Genomic DNA, 16,903 nt, shown 5'->3' on the forward strand with positions numbered 1-16,903 from the left:
TTCAATAAAGTAATTTATGGTCGATATTCATTTGTTCTCTTGTGAAATGCGTGCTACAATTTTAGGATGCAATCGTACGCAAGGAGGCACATGAATTGTGATGCAGAACAATCCTTTTCCTTATTCAAATACGGAAAAACGCTATCATACATTGAATTATCATCTCAGAGAACATTTCGGCCATAAGGTGTTTAAAGTGGCGCTTGACGGCGGTTTTGACTGTCCGAATCGGGACGGCACCGTAGCCCACGGAGGCTGTACGTTTTGCAGCGCAGCAGGCTCCGGCGATTTTGCCGGGAACCGGGCCGATGATTTAATTACGCAATTCCATGACATCAAAAACCGCATGCACGAAAAATGGAAGGACGGTAAGTACATCGCTTATTTCCAGGCTTTCACAAACACTCACGCCCCGGTTGAGGTGCTTCGTGAGAAATTCGAATCCGTCCTCGCCTTAGATGATGTGGTCGGCATTTCGATCGCCACACGCCCGGACTGTCTGCCTGATGATGTCGTTGATTACTTGGCAGAGCTGAATGAACGTACGTATTTGTGGGTGGAGCTTGGGCTTCAAACAGTTCATGAACGGACTGCACTTCTGATCAACCGCGCACATGATTTTAACTGCTATGTGGAAGGCGTCAATAAATTAAGAAAACACGGCATACGTGTCTGCTCGCATATTATCAACGGGCTGCCTTTGGAAGACCGGGACATGATGATGGAAACGGCAAAGGCCGTCGCAAATTTGGACGTCCAGGGCATTAAAATCCATCTGCTTCACCTACTGAAAGGCACGCCGATGGTCAAGCAATATGAAAAGGGAAAGCTGGAATTTCTTGCTCAAGATGATTATGTGCAGCTCGTCTGCGATCAGCTTGAGATCATTCCGCCTGAAATGATCGTCCACCGCATTACAGGTGACGGACCGATTGAGTTGATGATCGGGCCAATGTGGAGCGTCAACAAATGGGAAGTGCTTGGCGCCATTAATAAAGAGCTAGAAAATCGAGGCAGCTATCAAGGAAAGTTCTTTCAGCGGCTTGAGGAGGAATCAGCGCTATGATTTTGAAGAAAATTCTTCCTTACAGCAAAGAACTGCTGAAAATGGCCGCGGGAGAAGGAGATATTGTCGTAGATGCGACAATGGGCAACGGACATGATACACAGTTTTTAGCGGAGCTTGTCGGTGAAAACGGCCATGTATACGCATTCGACATCCAAGAATCAGCCGTGGCCAATACAAAGGAACGACTTGGTGACATATATCGAGCGCGAACAACGTTATTTTACAAAAGCCATGACAAAATCGCTGAATCCCTTCCGCCTGAAACACATGGCAAAGTGGCGGCGGCGGTATTTAACCTCGGCTATTTGCCGGGCGGGGACAAATCAATTACGACAAACGGCAGTTCTACGATCAAAGCCATTGAACAGCTTCTCAGCATCATGAAAGACGAAGGTCTGATTGTTCTCGTCGTCTATCATGGCCATCCGGAAGGCAAAGCTGAAAAAAACGACGTGCTCGAGTTTTGCCGGGACTTGGACCAGCAATCAGCCCGTGTATTAACATACGGATTTATCAATCAGCAAAATAACCCGCCATTTATTGTCGCCATCGAAAAAAAAGCTCAGATCAGCAAATGATTTGAGCTTTTTTCTTTGAGTTTTTCATCCAGGACATTTTTTGAAATTTCCGGTAGGCTCTGCCGTTGATATAAAAGAAAAGGGAGGTTTTTCCGCTGGCTTTGATCAGCTTCTTTGCGAGCCGGCCCATTTCCTTTTGGCCTGCCACTTTATCATCTGACAAATAAACGCCAAGCAAGCCGCGATTGATTAAACGATGGAAGTTTTCATGCGGAATGCCTTGTAAATGCTCGTCGGCTTTATGGATAAAGTGTTCAAGCCGGTCCATCATCTCTTCATGAGACTGATAATACGAGCAGAAATTCAAGTCTCCTTCCAGCAAGTCCTCCTCTTGATCAATCAAATAATCAAGCAGGATATGAAGACCCTGTATGTAAGGAAAATAACTGTCGCGGATTTTTTTAGCGGTGCTTTCTGTGAAATCAGGCTGGAACGAATACGCAACCAGACAGAAAATGCCTAACGTTGAGCCTGCACAGGCTGAAAATTCATACCATTCCATCTCAGGCAGCTCTGATTCATATTGAGTAAACCACTTTTCAAGCCGCGGAACACGCTCATGCTCAATAACGTGCTTATGCACCTGCAAATCGCAATAATAGCCGCACAGTTCAAGCAGATAAGGTTTAATCATGTCATAGTGCTCAATGGAACCAAGGACACGCTGGCACGTTTTGACCAGTTCGTGCAGATATCCGCTGTCATCCTGTTCTTCCCTGAATTGATAATAGTTTTGCAGTTCCGCCCCAACTGTCAGTGCATCCTGCATTGAGGCATGGAGCATCCGAAAATCCTGCGGGTCCAGCGAGGTGCTGCGGTCACACAGATTGTCCAAATAATCACTAATCGTTTGATACGCGATGATAAACTCGACACATTTCTGTTTTTGGCTGCCTGACAATAAGGCCAGTATGCCGCCGCCTTCACAGTGAAACGTTTTGTCCCGAATACTTGCGGTTGCCTGTGCTTTCAATTCACTGTTATGAATCGATTCTGATTTTTGCTTCCATATGTCCAGCTCTTGATGAACGAGCGGAAAAATATCTCGATATACCTTTGCCATCAATCCAAAAGGATGTTCCGGTACTGTCAACACATGCACCCCCTACTAGTTCAAATATATTGATCAGTAAACGCTCTTGCTGCTTTAAAGACATCTTCTCTCTCGGGTTCATTGAAGATCTCATGGTAAAGCCCTTCCCACTCTCTGTATGCTTTATTATGAGAAGCAACACCATTAAACCACTTGATGACCATCGTTTTGTCAACAAGCTTGTCATCACCGGCTTGCATCACAAGAAGCGGAACTTTCAAAAATGCCTCTGTCGGCACCATTGCCGATTCAATTGTCTTTAAAAGCTCTCTGTACCATCTGACAGAAACTTTCCTGACGTATAACGAATCATTTTGGTCAGCCTCGATGACGTCCTCATTGCGCGTCGCCATATCAATTGATAATCCCGAATCAACCTTAAGTGACGGAGCGATGACATTCAGGCCTTTTGATGCAAGATCAAGCGCTTTATTGACTTTAATTTGCAGTCCGAGACACGGTGATGATAAAATAATTCCCGTAATCCGGGGATTTCTTTGCTGTTTAACCCATTCAATCGCGACCAGACCGCCCATGCTGTGACCTAGAAGAAAAACCGGCAGATCAAAGGTTCGCGCTTTATCTATCCAAGCATCTACTTCATCAATGTATTCTTGAAACGAGCGAATATGCCCTCTCGCTCTTGTCGTTGTTCCCTGTCCAGGCAAATCGCCCATGACAACGTGATAACCCGAAGACCGCCACATTTCAATCAGCCATTTATATCGTCCGTGATATTCACTTGCCCCGTGAATGATTACAATCACTGCAACAGGTCTGTCTGCTTTCCAGGTCCACATGCTCTTCACCTCATACGAAATTTAAATAGAGAAAGAAGGATGAATCTTATGATCTACCCTTATAAGGAACACAAGCCAGATATCCACCCAACAGCCTTTATAGCTGATAATGCAACAATTACCGGTGATGTCGTGATCGGAGAACAGTCCAGCATTTGGTTTTCTGTTGTCATAAGGGGAGATGTTGCGCCGACCAGAATCGGAAACAGAGTCAATATCCAAGATTTAAGCTGCCTCCATCAAAGCCCGAACAAGACGCTGCTCATTGAAGATGACGCCACGATAGGCCATCAGGTTACACTTCATAGCGCTGTTATCCGCAAGAACGCCTTAATCGGGATGGGCTCAATCATTTTAGACGGAGCCGAAATTGGCGAAGGCGCTTTTATTGGTGCCGGCAGTCTTGTCCCGCCCGGAAAAATCATTCCGCCTGACCATCTCGCCTTTGGCCGCCCTGCAAAAGTCATCCGCCCTTTGACGGAAGAAGACCGAAAAGATATGCAAAGAATACGGTCAGAATATGTAGAAAAGGGCCAATATTATAAATTTCTTCAACAAACATAAGACCTGCTTCGTCTTACTTTACCATTTTTCAAATTATATTTGAAAGCAATAACCATCGTTAACCCGGACGTCATAACAGTTCGGGTTTCGATTTTTCCATAAAACGTTCACATATAGCATGAAACGTATGACTTTTATCTTATCACAAAACTATAAACAGCCTCTGCAAAAACACATACCTATTCTTTCCTGTTCTCTATTTTCTATGAGCACACACAAAAAGAGCCCACTGGGAGCTCTTTTTGTCAGCTGATATTTCGTTCGCTGGCAGCAGCTGCATTTTTTTTATGAAACCCTTTTCCATAGTACACAGCCAGCAAGATGAGAAACCATATCGGCCCGATAATCACGGCTACTCTTGTATCAGGGCTGTAAGCCATAAGAATGACGACGAATGCTAGAAATGCCAATGACACATAAGACGTAAACGGAAATAAAGGCATTTTGTACTTTAATTGTTTCTTTTCTTCCGGCTTCAAACTTTTCCTGTATTTTATTTGAGAAAGCAAAATGATTGCCCACGTCCAAATCGCTCCGAACGTCGCAATACTTGTAACCCAAGTAAATACCTTCGCAGGGACAACATAGTTTAACAGCACTCCGACTAATAAAGCGCCCGCTGAAGCCAGAACAGCTTTACCCGGGATGCCGCCTTTCGTCAGCTGACCATATGCTTGTGGCGCCTCTTTCTGTTCCGCCAAGTTAAACAGCATCCGCCCTGTGCTGAAAATACCGCTGTTGCATGAAGACAGCGCGGCTGTCAACACGACAAAGTTAATGATACCTGCGGCCGATGGAATGCCCACTTTTTGAAATGTGAGAACAAATGGACTTCCTTGAGAGCCAATTTCCTGCCACGGATAAATAGACATAATGACAAATAAAGCGCCTACATAAAAAATCAAAATCCGCCAAAATACTGTATCGATTGCTTTGGCTAACGATTTTTGCGGGTTTTTTACTTCGCCAGCCGTCACCCCGATCATTTCAATCCCTAAATATGCGAACATGACCATTTGAAGAGACAATAGAACCCCTTTTAATCCATGAGGGAAAAATCCTCCGTTGTTCCACAAATTACTGATTCCGGTGGCAATGCCCCCATTGCCGACTCCTGCAATAATCATCAATAAACCGACTGCAATCATGGATAAGATCGCAACAATTTTAATCAATGCGAACCAAAATTCCAGCTCACCGTAAGCTTTGACAGCCAGGAAATTAACACCCGTCATAATGACCAGTGCCGATAATGCCCAAATCCAGTTTGGCACGTCAGGAAACCAGAACCCCATATAGATACCGACAGCAGTAATTTCGGCCATACAGGTGACAACCCATAAAAACCAGTAGTTCCACCCTGTTAAATAGCCTGCAAGCGGTCCCAAGTAGTCACGCGCATACCTGCTGAAGGAGCCTGCGACCGGTTTTTGAATGGCCATTTCCCCAAGCGCTCTCATAATAAAAAACATGACCAGGCCGCTTGCGGCATACGCTACCAAAATACCAGGCCCTGCTAATTGAATAGCTGATGCGGAGCCGAGGAACAACCCTACTCCTATAGCAGCTCCTAAAGACATTAAAGAAATATGCCTTTCTTCGAGTCCGCGGTGCAGCTCTTGTTTTTGTTTTTGCATGCTTCTTCTCCCCTAGAAAAAAATATCATTATATCATTTTTCTGAATATTCCGTACGGATTGGGTAAATCAATGATGATGGAGAAATAAAAGGATAACAACAAGGCTTTCGACTACTCGAAAGCCTTGTTGTCTGTTAAACAAAGATGACTTCTTTAGGCTGATGGCTCAGCTCTTCAGGCATATACCGTTTTTCAATATTGATGCTGTGCCAGATCATAAAGATTAGCACAGTCCAAATTTTACGGCTGTTATCAGCCTTGTCCGCACAATGGTCTTCAAGAAGCTGAAGGACATAATCCTTATGGATATAAGCATCCGTTTGGCTTTCCTGAATAATATTCCGCACCCATTCGTTCATTTCGTTTTTCAGCCAATGACGGATCGGTACAGGGAAACCAAGCTTTTTGCGGTTTAATACGTGCTCAGGCACAATTCCTTCAGCGGCTTTGCGAAGAAGATACTTCGTCGTGCCGTTCTTCGTTTTCAGCTCATCAGGAATTTTTGAAGCGACGTCGAATACGACTTTATCCAAGAACGGCACACGCAGTTCCAAAGAATTCGCCATCGTCATTTTATCCGCCTTTAACAAAATGTCGCCGCGCATCCAAGTGTGGATATCGACATACTGCATTTTGTTGATATCGCTGTACGAGCTGCTTTCTGTAAAGTAAGTCTTCGTCACATCGCGATATGAAAGGTTCGGATTATAATGCTTCAACAGCTGCTTTTTGACAGACTCTTCAAAGATTTTCGCGTTACCGATATAACGATCCTGAAGCGGAGTACAGCCGCGCTCAAGCAGGCTCTTTCCTCTCATACCTTCAGGCATAACGGCAGCAACGTGCAGAAGCATCTTTTTCAAGCCGGACGGAATCCGTTCAAACGGTTTAAGCGAAAGCGGTTCACGGTAAATGTTATATCCGCCGAAGAGCTCATCCGCTCCTTCACCTGATAAAGCAACCGTAACATGTTTTTTCGCTTCTTTTGCAACAAAGTACAACGGAATCGCTGCCGGATCAGCAAGCGGGTCATCAAAATGCCAAACGATCTTCGGAAGCTCATTCATGTATTCCTCAGGCGAAATGACTTTGCTGATATTTTCAATGCCCAGCGCCGCTGCCGTTTCTTTCGCTACATCAACCTCACTGAAGCCCTGCTGTTCAAAGCCGACAGAGAATGTTTTTAAGCTTGGATGAAATTCCTTCGCAACAGACACAATAAAGGAAGAATCAATCCCGCCAGACAGGAACGAACCGACAGGAACGTCACTTCTCATATGAACGTTTACAGAGTCATAGATCGCGTCTCGGACTTCTTTCACAAGCTTGTCTTCTTCAGTCTGAACCGGCTTGAAGTTCGCTTTGAAATACGTTTTGAATGTGATATCGCCGTCCGGGCGGATTGTGAACTGTGAACCCGGCTCTACTTTTTTCACATGGGCATCAAGCGTGCTTGGTTCAGGAACAAATTGGAAAGACATGTACTGCTGCAATGCCTCTTTATCTATTTCAATATCATTCTGAGCAACCATTAAACTTTTTCTCTCTGAGGCAAAATAAACCTGATCATTGATCGTTGTGTAGTACAACGGTTTAATACCGAATGGATCTCTTGCCCCATAAAGCACATGATCGTTTTTATTCCAAATCAGAAAGGCAAACATACCGCGCAGTTTGGACGCCGCTTCTTCTTTATAGTGACGGTAAGTCGCAAGAAGAACCTCTGTGTCCGAATCCGTGTTGAATGTGTACCCCTTTGCTTCAAGCTCTTCTCTCAGTTCGATATAGTTATAGATTTCTCCGTTAAAGATAATCCAATATGTTTCATCTTCATATGATAAAGGCTGTCCGCCATTTTCTACATCAATAATGCTGAGCCGTCTGAATCCGAAGCCGACGTGCTCATCATGGAAATATCCATCACTGTCAGGACCGCGGTGAACGATCATTTGGTTCATTTGTTTGATTAGTTCTTCTTGATCAGCGGTTTGAGCTAACGGATGCTTGTTAAAAACCCCGACAAATCCACACATAGTATTGCCTCCATAATTAAAATTGTCATCATTGAACCCCTATTTATAGACGCTGTGAATAGTATTTGGTTTCACAGTTATGTAAAAAAATAAACATGAATACAACGATAAAAAAGGGAAAGCCGCTTAACCAGTAAGCGGCTATAAAATTATTCTCCTAACGCTTCTTTACGCAGCTGCTCCGCTTTGTCTGTGCGCTCCCATGGAAGGTCAACATCGTGACGTCCAAAGTGGCCGTACGCAGCAGTTTGTTTGTAGATCGGACGGCGCAAATCAAGCATTTTGATAATGCCGGCAGGTCGTAAATCAAAGTTATTGCGAACAACTTCAATCAGTTTTTCCTCAGAAGCTTTTCCGGAACCGAATGTGTTGATTGAGATTGACACAGGCTGTGCAACACCGATCGCGTAAGCAAGCTGTACTTCGCAAGAATCAGCAAGCTCAGCCGCAACGATGTTTTTCGCAACGTATCTTGCCGCATAAGCTGCAGAACGGTCTACCTTCGTCGCGTCCTTACCTGAGAACGCGCCTCCGCCGTGGCGTGCATAGCCGCCGTACGTATCAACGATGATTTTGCGTCCTGTAAGTCCCGCATCCCCTTGAGGGCCTCCGATTACGAAACGTCCTGTAGGGTTGATGAAATATTTTGTTTCTTCATCAATCAGCTCTTCAGGAACAACCGGATTGATTACATGTTCTTTAATGTTGCGCTGAATTTGCTCAAGTGTAATTTCAGGATGATGCTGAGTTGAAATAACAATCGCGTCAATGCGGACTGGTTTGTTATTTTCATCGTACTCAACCGTTACCTGTGTTTTGCCGTCAGGGCGAAGGTACGGAAGAATATCTTCTTTACGGACTTCACTTAGGCGGCGGGCTAATTTATGGGCAAGTGAAATTGGAAGAGGCATAAGCTCTTTCGTTTCGTTGCACGCATAACCGAACATTAATCCTTGGTCACCCGCACCAATCGCTTCAATTTCTTCGTCGCTCATTGTGCCTTCACGGGCTTCAAGCGCTTGGTCTACGCCCATCGCGATATCAGCAGACTGCTCATCAATTGATGTTAAAACCGCACAAGTTTCCGCATCAAATCCGTATTTTGCACGTGTGTATCCGATTTCTTTAATGGTTTGGCGAACCGTTTTCGGAATGTCAACATACGTAGAAGTTGTGATCTCTCCGCTTACAAGAACCAAACCTGTTGTCACAGATGTTTCACAAGCAACACGCGCGTTAGGGTCTTTCTTTAAAATTTCATCTAAAATGCTGTCAGAAATCTGGTCACAGATTTTATCCGGATGCCCCTCCGTAACAGATTCTGATGTAAATAAACGACGATTTTTACTCATGATTTGCTTCCTCCTGCACAAGGCCTCCCGAAAGACCTTGTATATATGATACGGAACTCGCTCCCTCTTATACAATGTACAGTTATATTAGAGAATGTTAATTGGCATATTTATGAAATAAAAAAACCTTTTCCATCGAGGAAAGGGTTTGGTCTTTGTGCCTTTCACTCTTATCGCTCAAGGAATCATACAACCTTGCAACAGGTTAGCACCTTGGTTGTCTCACTCAGTTGAACATAATAAATAACAGAGAAACCGGTTGCTGGGCTTCATAGGGCCTGTCCCTCCACCAGCTCGGGATAAGAGTATCCGCTCAATGAAATATCTTATCGTAAAAGGGTTTGCAATGTCAATATGATTCAGAAGAAATAGGCACCTATATTGAGGGAAAACAATGGAAATGCACACACAAAAAATAATAAATAGTATAGACTATTTGAAAATATATGTTATACTAATTCACAATTAGCAAAACACAAAAAACGATAAAGGAAGGTTTCATATGAACTCAGTTGATTTGACCGCAGATTTACAAGCCTTATTAACATGTCCAAATGTGCGTCATAATTTATCAGCAGCACAGCTAACAGAAAAAGTCCTCTCCCGAAACGAAGGCATTTTAACATCCACAGGTGCTGTTCGCGCGACAACAGGCGCTTACACAGGACGCTCACCTAAAGATAAATTCATCGTGGAAGAAGAAAGCACGAAAAATAAGATCGATTGGGGCCCGGTGAATCAGCCGATTTCAGAAGAAGCGTTTGAGCGGCTGTACACGAAAGTTGTCAGCTATTTAAAGGAGCGAGATGAACTGTTTGTTTTCGAAGGATTTGCCGGAGCAGACGAGAAATACAGGCTGCCGATCACTGTCGTAAATGAGTTCGCATGGCACAATTTATTTGCGCGGCAGCTGTTTATCCGTCCGGAAGGAAATGATAAGAAAACAGTTGAGCAGCCGTTCACCATTCTTTCTGCTCCGCACTTCAAAGCGGATCCAAAAACAGACGGCACTCATTCCGAAACGTTTATTATTGTCTCTTTCGAAAAGCGGACGATCTTAATCGGCGGAACTGAGTATGCCGGTGAAATGAAGAAGTCCATTTTCTCCATTATGAATTTCCTGCTGCCTGAAAGAGATATTTTATCTATGCACTGCTCCGCCAATGTCGGTGAAAAAGGCGATGTCGCCCTTTTCTTCGGACTGTCAGGAACAGGCAAGACCACCCTGTCGGCAGATGCTGACCGCAAGCTGATCGGTGACGATGAACATGGCTGGTCTGATACAGGCGTCTTTAATATTGAAGGCGGGTGCTACGCTAAGTGCATTCATTTAAGCGAGGAAAAGGAGCCGCAAATCTTTAACGCGATCCGCTTCGGGTCTGTTCTCGAAAATGTCGTTGTGGATGAAGATACACGCGAAGCCAATTATGATGATTCCTTCTATACTGAAAACACACGGGCAGCTTACCCGATTCATATGATTGACAACATCGTGACTCCAAGCATGGCCGGCCATCCGTCAGCAATTGTATTTTTGACGGCTGATGCCTTCGGAGTCCTGCCGCCGATCAGCAAACTAACGAAGGAGCAGGCGATGTACCATTTCTTGAGCGGTTACACGAGTAAGCTTGCCGGAACCGAACGTGGTGTCACGTCTCCTGAAACGACGTTTTCTACATGCTTCGGCTCACCGTTCCTGCCGCTTCCTGCTCACGTCTATGCTGAAATGCTCGGCAAAAAGATCGATGAACACGGCGCAGACGTTTTCTTAGTCAATACCGGCTGGACCGGGGGCGGCTACGGCACAGGCGAACGAATGAAGCTTTCTTACACTAGAGCAATGGTCAAAGCAGCGATTGAAGGAAAATTAGAGGATGCAGAAATGATAACTGACGATATTTTCGGCCTGCACATTCCGGCCCATGTTCCTGGCGTTCCTGATCATATCCTTCAGCCTGAAAACACGTGGACCAACAAGGAAGAATACAAAGAAAAAGCAGTCTACCTTGCAAATGAATTCAAAGAGAACTTTAAAAAGTTCGCACATACCGATGCCATCGCCCAGGCAGGCGGCCCTCTCGTATAAAAAACAAAAGCCAAGAGCAATTATGCTCTTGGCTTGTTTTAATTGACGGAATGCAAAGAAGTCAGCTTATATGTAATGATGGTCCGGCCTTCTTCCCATTGAAGCTTCTGCACTTCAGCTGTGCCTGACTTTTCGCCAAACTTTGTTTTGCGTACATCCATTGGAATCTCCATCGGATATACTCGGTATCCGTCCTTCTCTAACGTGAATATATTCTCATCTATGCGGACTTCTTTTCCTTTTGTCACAATCAGTGTATTAAATTCAACAGGCATTCCCAAAGTGAAATCCCCTTTCGTTCTCTTTTTTCTTTATCATAACATATTTCACTGTCAGCGGTTTTTCATCCATTGTGTGAGCTGCCGCACGATACGCCGGTTTTCTTTTGGCGGGAAATAATGTGTGAATGTACTGTAGTACCATGTCTCCACCGGCTTATGCAGTTGTTTTAGCTTTTCTTCAAATAAATAGGAATGCTGAATCGAAACATTTTGGTCTTTTTCTCCATGGATTAACAGCACGGGAGCCTGAATTTTGTTTACTTGGTCAAACGGTGTCCTCCATTGATATTCCTCAGGCACCTTTTTCGGTGTTCCGCCGATGACTCTTTTCATCATTCGCCGCAAATCCTGCCGCTCCTCGTATGTAAGAATCATATCACTGACGCCTCCCCAGGAAACAAATGAAGCTGCCTGCCTGCCCATTTCGATAGCAGTAAGCATTCCCATAATTCCGCCGCGAGAAAAGCCGAAGATGTGGACTCTATCCTTCTTGACATTTGGGTGCTGCTGAAGCAGGCGAAAAGCAGAAAATGCATCCTCCCTGTCTTCTCCGGCAAAATCCTCATTGCCTTCTCCTCCTTGATTGCCTCTGTAAAAAGGAGCAAACACCACAAACCCTTGGGATGCAAACTGGATAATCCGGCCCGGCCGAACCATGCCCACGCTTTTAATCCCGCCGCGCAAATATAAAAATCCGTCATATTGTCCCGGTTCCGCCGGCTCAGCCAGAAGCCCCTTAACCCGTAATCCATTTGACAGATAGCAGATCGTATACAAACGCACATGCTGGCTTGGCGACGGAAATCTTCTTTTCTCTACAATCAAAACAGCCGCCTCCTTTTTTTTCTATATGCTTTCCTTACTCCAAAATTACATCCGGAGAACCTGGTTAGGCATTCACACATTTTTATACCCATCATACGATATGTAAAGCAAAAAAGGATATTAACTTGATGCGAAATAAGGAGGTTGTCTATGTGAACAGATGGTTAAGGCTGGGCTTCGCCTGTGTCGGCAGTATCTTTCTGATGATCGCCCTGGCGGCTTGCAAGCAGGAAGAAACGCTCACCAAAGTCAAAGTAGCTGAAGTGACCCATTCAATTTTTTACGCACCTTTATATGTTGCTGAGTCTAAAGGTTTTTTTAAGGAAGAAGGGCTTGATGTCGATGTGAATACGACCTGGGGCGGAGATAAAACGATGACATCGCTTCTTTCCAACGGCTCCGACATCGCGCTTGTCGGGTCAGAAACATCTATTTATGTCGAAGCGCAAGGGGCTAAAGATCCCGTCATTAATTTCGCCCAGCTGACTCAGACAGACGGAACGTTTCTTGTCGCGAGAGAAGATGTTGAACACTTCGACTGGGATCAGCTGAAAGGAAAAACGTTTCTCGGTCAGCGAAAAGGCGGCATGCCGCAAATGGTCGGCGAGTATGTACTGAACAAACATAAGATTGACCCGCATAAGGATATAGACCTCATCCAGAACATAGACTTCGCCAATATTGCCAATGCGTTTGCTTCTGGAACCGGTGAGTATGTACAGCTCTTTGAACCGCAGGCTTCTCTCTTTGAGAAAAAAGGCATCGGCCATATCGTGGCTTCATTCGGAGAAGAATCAGGAGAGGTTCCTTATACGACTTTTATGGCGAAACAAAGCTATTTGAAGAAAAATGAAGACACAGCCGTCAAGTTTACAAAAGCCATTTATAAGGCGCAGCAGTGGGTTGAAAACCATTCTGCGAAGGACATCACAGATGCCATTAAAGATGAATTTGATGATACCGACCCAGACGTCATCGAAACATCCATTGAACGCTATAAAAAACAGCATTCATATTCACCAGACCCTCTGCTTAACGAAAAAGAATGGGAGCTTCTCCAAACCATTATGGATAAATCGGGAGAACTGCCGAAGCACATTCCATACAATCAGCTTGTAAATAAAGAAATTGCTGAAAAAGTCACCTCGGAGAAATAGGAGGCGCCATCTATGTCTTTCTTACATGTCGACCATGTAACCCATACTTATTTTTCTATTAAAGAAAAAACAACGGCTGTGCGGGATATTCATTTCGATGCCGAAAAAGGCGATTTCATCTCATTTCTCGGCCCAAGCGGCTGCGGAAAAACAACATTGCTTTCCATTATTGCCGGTTTGATTGAGCCATCAGAAGGCAGAGTTCTGATTGAAGGCCGTGAGCCGAATCAAAAAGAACATAATATTGGCTATATGCTTCAGCAGGATTACTTATTTCCCTGGAAATCTATCGAGGAAAATGTGCTTCTCGGTTTAAAAATCGCCGACACGCTGACAGAAGAAAGCAAAGCCGCTGCACTCGGTCTATTGCCGGAGTTCGGCCTCATAGATGTGGAGAAAAAATATCCGAAAGAACTGTCAGGCGGGATGCGCCAGCGGGCTGCGCTTGCAAGAACACTTGCGCCTAACCCTAGTCTGCTTTTGCTGGATGAGCCATTTTCCGCGCTTGATTTTCAGACAAAGCTGTCTTTGGAAAACCTGGTATTCCGCACATTAAAGGAATATCAAAAAACAGCAGTGCTTGTCACTCATGATATAGGGGAAGCGATAGCGATGAGCGATACGATCTTTTTATTTTCAAATCAGCCGGGCACCATCCATCAGATTTTTACCATTCCTAAGGAATTGGCCGCGATGTTGCCTTTTGACGCCCGTCAGGAACCTTCCTTCCAGACACTGTTTCAAACGATATGGAAGGAGCTGAATTCTCTTGAGAAACAGCAAAGAAACCATTGATCTGCTTCACGAACAGTATCAATTCAAACAGAAAAAGGAAAAGTGGAAGGTCCATTCCTTTCAGCTTGCCATATTTATTCTCTTTTTCTCGGGCTGGGAAATCTCCAGCAGGCAGGGCTGGATCGATCCGCTGATCTTCAGCTCTCCATCAGCTGTGTGGCGATTATTGCTGGAGAAACTTGGTGACGGTTCTTTACTGTCACACATCGGCGTCACTTTATTTGAAACGGTGCTTGGCTTTTTGCTCGGGACGTTTATGGGCACGTGCCTAGCCGCTTTGTTATGGTGGTCTAACCGACTTGCCAGAATTTTAGATCCGTATCTTGTGATTTTGAACGCAATGCCGAAAGTGGCCCTGGGCCCGATCCTGATTGTCGCGCTCGGTCCCAGTTTTATCAGCATCATTGCGATGGGAGCCATCATCAGCGTCATTATCACAACCATCGTTGTCTACACCGCCTTCCAAGAGGTCGACGAAAACTATACGAAAGTCATGAAAACATTCGGCGCAAAAAAGTGGGTTATTTTTAAAGAAGTCATACTGCCTGCATCCTCCCCCGCGATTATTTCAACACTAAAAGTGAACGTCGGTTTATCATGGGTTGGCGTTATTGTAGGGGAATTCCTCGTTTCGAAGGTCGGATTAGGATATATGATTATTTACGGATTCCAAGTCTTCAATTTTACACTCGTCTTCTTAAGCCTGCTGATCATCGCCATCTTCGCCACTCTGATGTATCAGGGCGTCGAGCTGCTGGAAAAGAAATGGACGAAGGGGAGGACATAAAAAACCCGGCACATGTGCCGGGTTTTTTATTCAATCCATCCAGATTCTTTCAGTTTTTTCAAGCTGATCGGAAGAACGGAATCCTTCATAATAAAGCTGAATTTTTTATTGCGGGAAAGGTTCTCCGGCAGCTCGTGAAACAAAACCGGGCCTTTCGTTTCAAAGTAATCAGCCTGCTTTTCAAGCTTTTCTATATCTGCAAAATATATATTTTTTACAATCACTTTTTCTTTTCCGAGAACTTTATACTGTCCGAGATACTTGAGGCTTTTGACTCTCGCGCCCGTCTCTTCCTTTACTTCCCGGAGCGCAGCCTCTTCTGCGCACTCCATCGGCTCTACTTTCCCGCCTGGAAACTCATAGCCTCTGTCCTCATGTTCTGTTAAAAGCCATTTGCCGCCAAAACGGCAAATCACCCAGACATGCTTCGGGCTGTCCGAGAAAGGCTGATCGTCAAAGGAAAGCTGAACAGTATTCTGATAATAATCTTTAAACTCGTACATGTTTATCCCTCAAATCCGTTCCTAGCTATCTTCCATACATCATACCACAGTTACGTTTCTTCGGAAGCCTTTTATCAAAAAATAAGGGACCCAGCACGCCGTCAGGTTCTGCATGCAGACTAGCTCGTACAGTTTTTTTGCGATACTTTTGCCGGAAAGTGCGACCGACGCTCTGGGCTTTATTATGACCCGCGAACAGGGAAAAGTTACGGTTTGCGCTTAAATTTATTTTTTAACGTTTCTAAAAGATCGACAAGCATCTGAGGAACCGGTATGCCAAGAGAGCTGGCTGTCACAACAATTTGCACAGATTCATAAAGAATATAAAACATAATAGCCAAGTCACGAATTGATCCCTGTGTATTCAGCAACTGATCAAAAAAGTGGCATACAGAGATCAGAGCCAGCGTGACTAATTTTTTGACAAGCCGGGCAAATACCTTTTTAAATGACAGTTTGTGAATAATGGTTTCCTTCAAAGTCGTACTGATAAATTCAATTGCCATAAGAGAGAGCAAAATCAGAAATGAATACTGAAAACCTCCAAAGAAAAAACCCGCTGCTGAAACGCTGACTGCTAAAAACGAAAAGATGCCAAAGTCTCTATCCATTTATCCCAACATCCTTTCACAGAAACGGCCTTACGATATTCTATGGTAAACAAGCCGAACGGATTGGATTTTTCAGAAAAATGGACTGGTTGTCGCCTATTTTTAAGATACAAAAAGAAAAGCCGGACGTCTTTTTTAAGACATCCGGCCGTTCTATTTTTGAACTTAACCTAGGTAAGCTTTTAGCATCCAGTTATGTTTTTCAATATTTTGATGGATCGCAAGAAGCATGTCCCCTGTTGTTTCGTCACCGACTTCATCAGCTAAATCCATGCCGTTTTTCAGCTCTTCCGCGATGACTGTGAAATCATCATATACGCTTTGAACCATTTGTTCAGCTGTTTCATTTCCAGCAGCTTCTTTGACAGAAGCCGTTTCTAAGGATTCCTTCATTGTTGCAATCGGTTTTCCGTTCAGCGCCAAAAGACGTTCTGCTAAGTCATCAATATAAGTTGCTGTTTCGTTGTACAGCTCCTCAAACTTTTCATGAAGAGTGAAGAAATCTTTCCCTTTCACATACCAGTGATAATTATGTAGTTTCACATACATGACCGTCCAGTTGGCTACTTGTTTGTTCACTGCTTGAATCAATTGTTCTGACATGGTATCTCCTCCTTGTTATATGACTATGTATACCCTTAATATCGTACGCTAAAACCTCTTTTTTACCCTTATCTGTCACGATTTCTTCTATTATGCTACAATTGTTAAAAAACGGGAGGTGGAATGTC

Annotated in this window: 17 protein-coding genes and 1 riboswitch; of the genes, 7 read left to right on the top strand and 10 right to left on the bottom strand. The window is 44.3% G+C overall.

The window, feature by feature from the left end; translation table 11 throughout:
* Positions 1-97: 97 nt before the first annotated feature.
* Both MHI44_RS05840 and MHI44_RS05845 read left to right on the top strand, forming a co-directional pair.
* Complete coding sequence (locus MHI44_RS05840) at positions 98-1,066, top strand: TIGR01212 family radical SAM protein (RefSeq protein WP_339203106.1); 969 nt, start codon at positions 98-100, stop codon at positions 1,064-1,066.
* Positions 1,063-1,647 carry a class I SAM-dependent methyltransferase gene (locus MHI44_RS05845; protein ID WP_033884522.1) on the top strand — a complete coding sequence of 195 codons (585 nt, stop codon included), beginning with the start codon at positions 1,063-1,065 and terminating at the stop codon, positions 1,645-1,647. The genes MHI44_RS05840 and MHI44_RS05845 overlap by 4 nt, the downstream gene beginning before the upstream one ends.
* Here the strand turns inward: MHI44_RS05845 and tbcS are convergent.
* Positions 1,637-2,740, bottom strand: a complete 1,104-nt coding sequence (gene tbcS, locus MHI44_RS05850; RefSeq protein WP_004399076.1) for a tetraprenyl-beta-curcumene synthase — start codon at positions 2,738-2,740, stop codon at positions 1,637-1,639. The two genes, MHI44_RS05845 and tbcS, sit on opposite strands and share 11 nt — an antisense overlap.
* Before the next feature lie 20 nt (positions 2,741-2,760).
* On the bottom strand, positions 2,761-3,540 hold the full coding sequence (gene ytpA / locus MHI44_RS05855; protein ID WP_004398545.1) for a phospholipase YtpA: 780 nt from the start codon (positions 3,538-3,540) through the stop codon (positions 2,761-2,763).
* A gap of 48 nt (positions 3,541-3,588) precedes the next feature.
* Here ytpA and MHI44_RS05860 point away from each other — a divergent pair, with 48 nt between their 5' ends.
* On the top strand, positions 3,589-4,104 hold the full coding sequence (locus tag MHI44_RS05860; protein ID WP_003229106.1) for a gamma carbonic anhydrase family protein: 516 nt from the start codon (positions 3,589-3,591) through the stop codon (positions 4,102-4,104).
* Between the two features lie 245 nt (positions 4,105-4,349).
* Here the strand turns inward: MHI44_RS05860 and alaP are convergent, their stop codons facing one another.
* The 3 genes from alaP to metK all read right to left on the bottom strand — a co-directional run bounded on the left by alaP (position 4,350) and on the right by metK (position 9,127).
* Positions 4,350-5,741 carry an alanine permease AlaP gene (alaP, locus tag MHI44_RS05865; protein ID WP_003229105.1) on the bottom strand — a complete coding sequence of 464 codons (1,392 nt, stop codon included), beginning with the start codon at positions 5,739-5,741 and terminating at the stop codon, positions 4,350-4,352.
* Positions 5,742-5,876: 135 nt separating this feature from the next.
* Positions 5,877-7,775, bottom strand: coding sequence for an asparagine synthase (glutamine-hydrolyzing) (asnB, locus tag MHI44_RS05870; protein ID WP_004398625.1), 1,899 nt, complete (start codon positions 7,773-7,775; stop codon positions 5,877-5,879).
* 149 nt (positions 7,776-7,924) lie between these two features.
* On the bottom strand, positions 7,925-9,127 hold the full coding sequence (metK, locus tag MHI44_RS05875) for a methionine adenosyltransferase (RefSeq protein ID WP_003229102.1): 1,203 nt from the start codon (positions 9,125-9,127) through the stop codon (positions 7,925-7,927).
* A gap of 167 nt (positions 9,128-9,294) precedes the next feature.
* A riboswitch (SAM riboswitch) is annotated at positions 9,295-9,433 on the bottom strand.
* Between the two features lie 196 nt (positions 9,434-9,629).
* Here metK and pckA point away from each other — a divergent pair.
* Positions 9,630-11,213, top strand: coding sequence for a phosphoenolpyruvate carboxykinase (ATP) (gene pckA, locus MHI44_RS05880; RefSeq protein WP_014480627.1), 1,584 nt, complete (start codon positions 9,630-9,632; stop codon positions 11,211-11,213).
* Between the two features lie 38 nt (positions 11,214-11,251).
* On the opposite strand, the gene MHI44_RS05885 is transcribed toward pckA, so the two are convergent.
* Together MHI44_RS05885 and MHI44_RS05890 are read right to left on the bottom strand one after the other, a co-directional pair.
* The gene (locus MHI44_RS05885; RefSeq protein ID WP_004398611.1) at positions 11,252-11,494 is read right to left on the bottom strand and encodes a DUF2584 domain-containing protein; all 243 of its coding nucleotides are present in this window, start codon (positions 11,492-11,494) and stop codon (positions 11,252-11,254) included.
* Between the two features lie 51 nt (positions 11,495-11,545).
* A complete protein-coding gene (locus tag MHI44_RS05890) occupies positions 11,546-12,319 on the bottom strand; it encodes a prolyl oligopeptidase family serine peptidase (RefSeq protein WP_187956976.1) in 774 nt (257 codons plus the stop codon).
* Positions 12,320-12,471: 152 nt separating this feature from the next.
* On the opposite strand from MHI44_RS05890, the gene MHI44_RS05895 reads away from it, so the two are divergent.
* From MHI44_RS05895 to MHI44_RS05905, 3 genes are read left to right on the top strand one after another with little or no spacing between them, the layout of a single operon-like run.
* The gene (locus tag MHI44_RS05895) at positions 12,472-13,476 is read left to right on the top strand and encodes an ABC transporter substrate-binding protein (RefSeq protein ID WP_032722370.1); all 1,005 of its coding nucleotides are present in this window, start codon (positions 12,472-12,474) and stop codon (positions 13,474-13,476) included.
* Between the two features lie 12 nt (positions 13,477-13,488).
* Complete coding sequence (locus MHI44_RS05900; protein ID WP_003229092.1) at positions 13,489-14,271, top strand: ABC transporter ATP-binding protein; 783 nt, start codon at positions 13,489-13,491, stop codon at positions 14,269-14,271.
* The gene (locus tag MHI44_RS05905) at positions 14,246-15,058 is read left to right on the top strand and encodes an ABC transporter permease (RefSeq protein ID WP_003229090.1); all 813 of its coding nucleotides are present in this window, start codon (positions 14,246-14,248) and stop codon (positions 15,056-15,058) included. Before MHI44_RS05900 ends, MHI44_RS05905 begins: the two co-directional genes overlap by 26 nt.
* A 26-nt stretch (positions 15,059-15,084) precedes the next feature.
* On the opposite strand, the gene ytkD is transcribed toward MHI44_RS05905, so the two are convergent.
* From ytkD to MHI44_RS05920, 3 genes are all read right to left on the bottom strand, one after another.
* A complete protein-coding gene (ytkD, locus tag MHI44_RS05910; RefSeq protein WP_003229087.1) occupies positions 15,085-15,561 on the bottom strand; it encodes an RNA deprotection pyrophosphohydrolase in 477 nt (158 codons plus the stop codon).
* A 206-nt stretch (positions 15,562-15,767) separates the two neighbouring features.
* Positions 15,768-16,172 carry a holin family protein gene (locus tag MHI44_RS05915; protein WP_003229085.1) on the bottom strand — a complete coding sequence of 135 codons (405 nt, stop codon included), beginning with the start codon at positions 16,170-16,172 and terminating at the stop codon, positions 15,768-15,770.
* A gap of 165 nt (positions 16,173-16,337) precedes the next feature.
* Positions 16,338-16,775, bottom strand: a complete 438-nt coding sequence (locus MHI44_RS05920; RefSeq protein ID WP_003229083.1) for a Dps family protein — start codon at positions 16,773-16,775, stop codon at positions 16,338-16,340.
* Positions 16,776-16,903: the final 128 nt, after the last annotated feature.

Origin of the sequence: Bacillus sp. FSL K6-1366, assembly GCF_037976695.1 — a bacterium.
GTDB lineage: Bacteria > Bacillota > Bacilli > Bacillales > Bacillaceae > Bacillus > Bacillus subtilis.

What these genes read in the sequence shown, in the direction of transcription:
- MHI44_RS05860 (WP_003229106.1), top strand. Translation starts at nt 3,589, where the DNA reads ATGATCTACCCTTATAAGGAACACAAGCCAGATATCCACCCAACAGCC.
- ytpA (WP_004398545.1), bottom strand. Translation starts at nt 3,540, where the DNA reads ATGTGGACCTGGAAAGCAGACAGACCTGTTGCAGTGATTGTAATCATT.
- MHI44_RS05920 (WP_003229083.1), bottom strand. Translation starts at nt 16,775, where the DNA reads ATGTCAGAACAATTGATTCAAGCAGTGAACAAACAAGTAGCCAACTGG.
- MHI44_RS05900 (WP_003229092.1), top strand. Translation starts at nt 13,489, where the DNA reads ATGTCTTTCTTACATGTCGACCATGTAACCCATACTTATTTTTCTATT.
- pckA (WP_014480627.1), top strand. Translation starts at nt 9,630, where the DNA reads ATGAACTCAGTTGATTTGACCGCAGATTTACAAGCCTTATTAACATGT.
- ytkD (WP_003229087.1), bottom strand. Translation starts at nt 15,561, where the DNA reads ATGTACGAGTTTAAAGATTATTATCAGAATACTGTTCAGCTTTCCTTT.
- alaP (WP_003229105.1), bottom strand. Translation starts at nt 5,741, where the DNA reads ATGCAAAAACAAAAACAAGAGCTGCACCGCGGACTCGAAGAAAGGCAT.
- MHI44_RS05915 (WP_003229085.1), bottom strand. Translation starts at nt 16,172, where the DNA reads ATGGATAGAGACTTTGGCATCTTTTCGTTTTTAGCAGTCAGCGTTTCA.
- asnB (WP_004398625.1), bottom strand. Translation starts at nt 7,775, where the DNA reads ATGTGTGGATTTGTCGGGGTTTTTAACAAGCATCCGTTAGCTCAAACC.
- metK (WP_003229102.1), bottom strand. Translation starts at nt 9,127, where the DNA reads ATGAGTAAAAATCGTCGTTTATTTACATCAGAATCTGTTACGGAGGGG.
- MHI44_RS05845 (WP_033884522.1), top strand. Translation starts at nt 1,063, where the DNA reads ATGATTTTGAAGAAAATTCTTCCTTACAGCAAAGAACTGCTGAAAATG.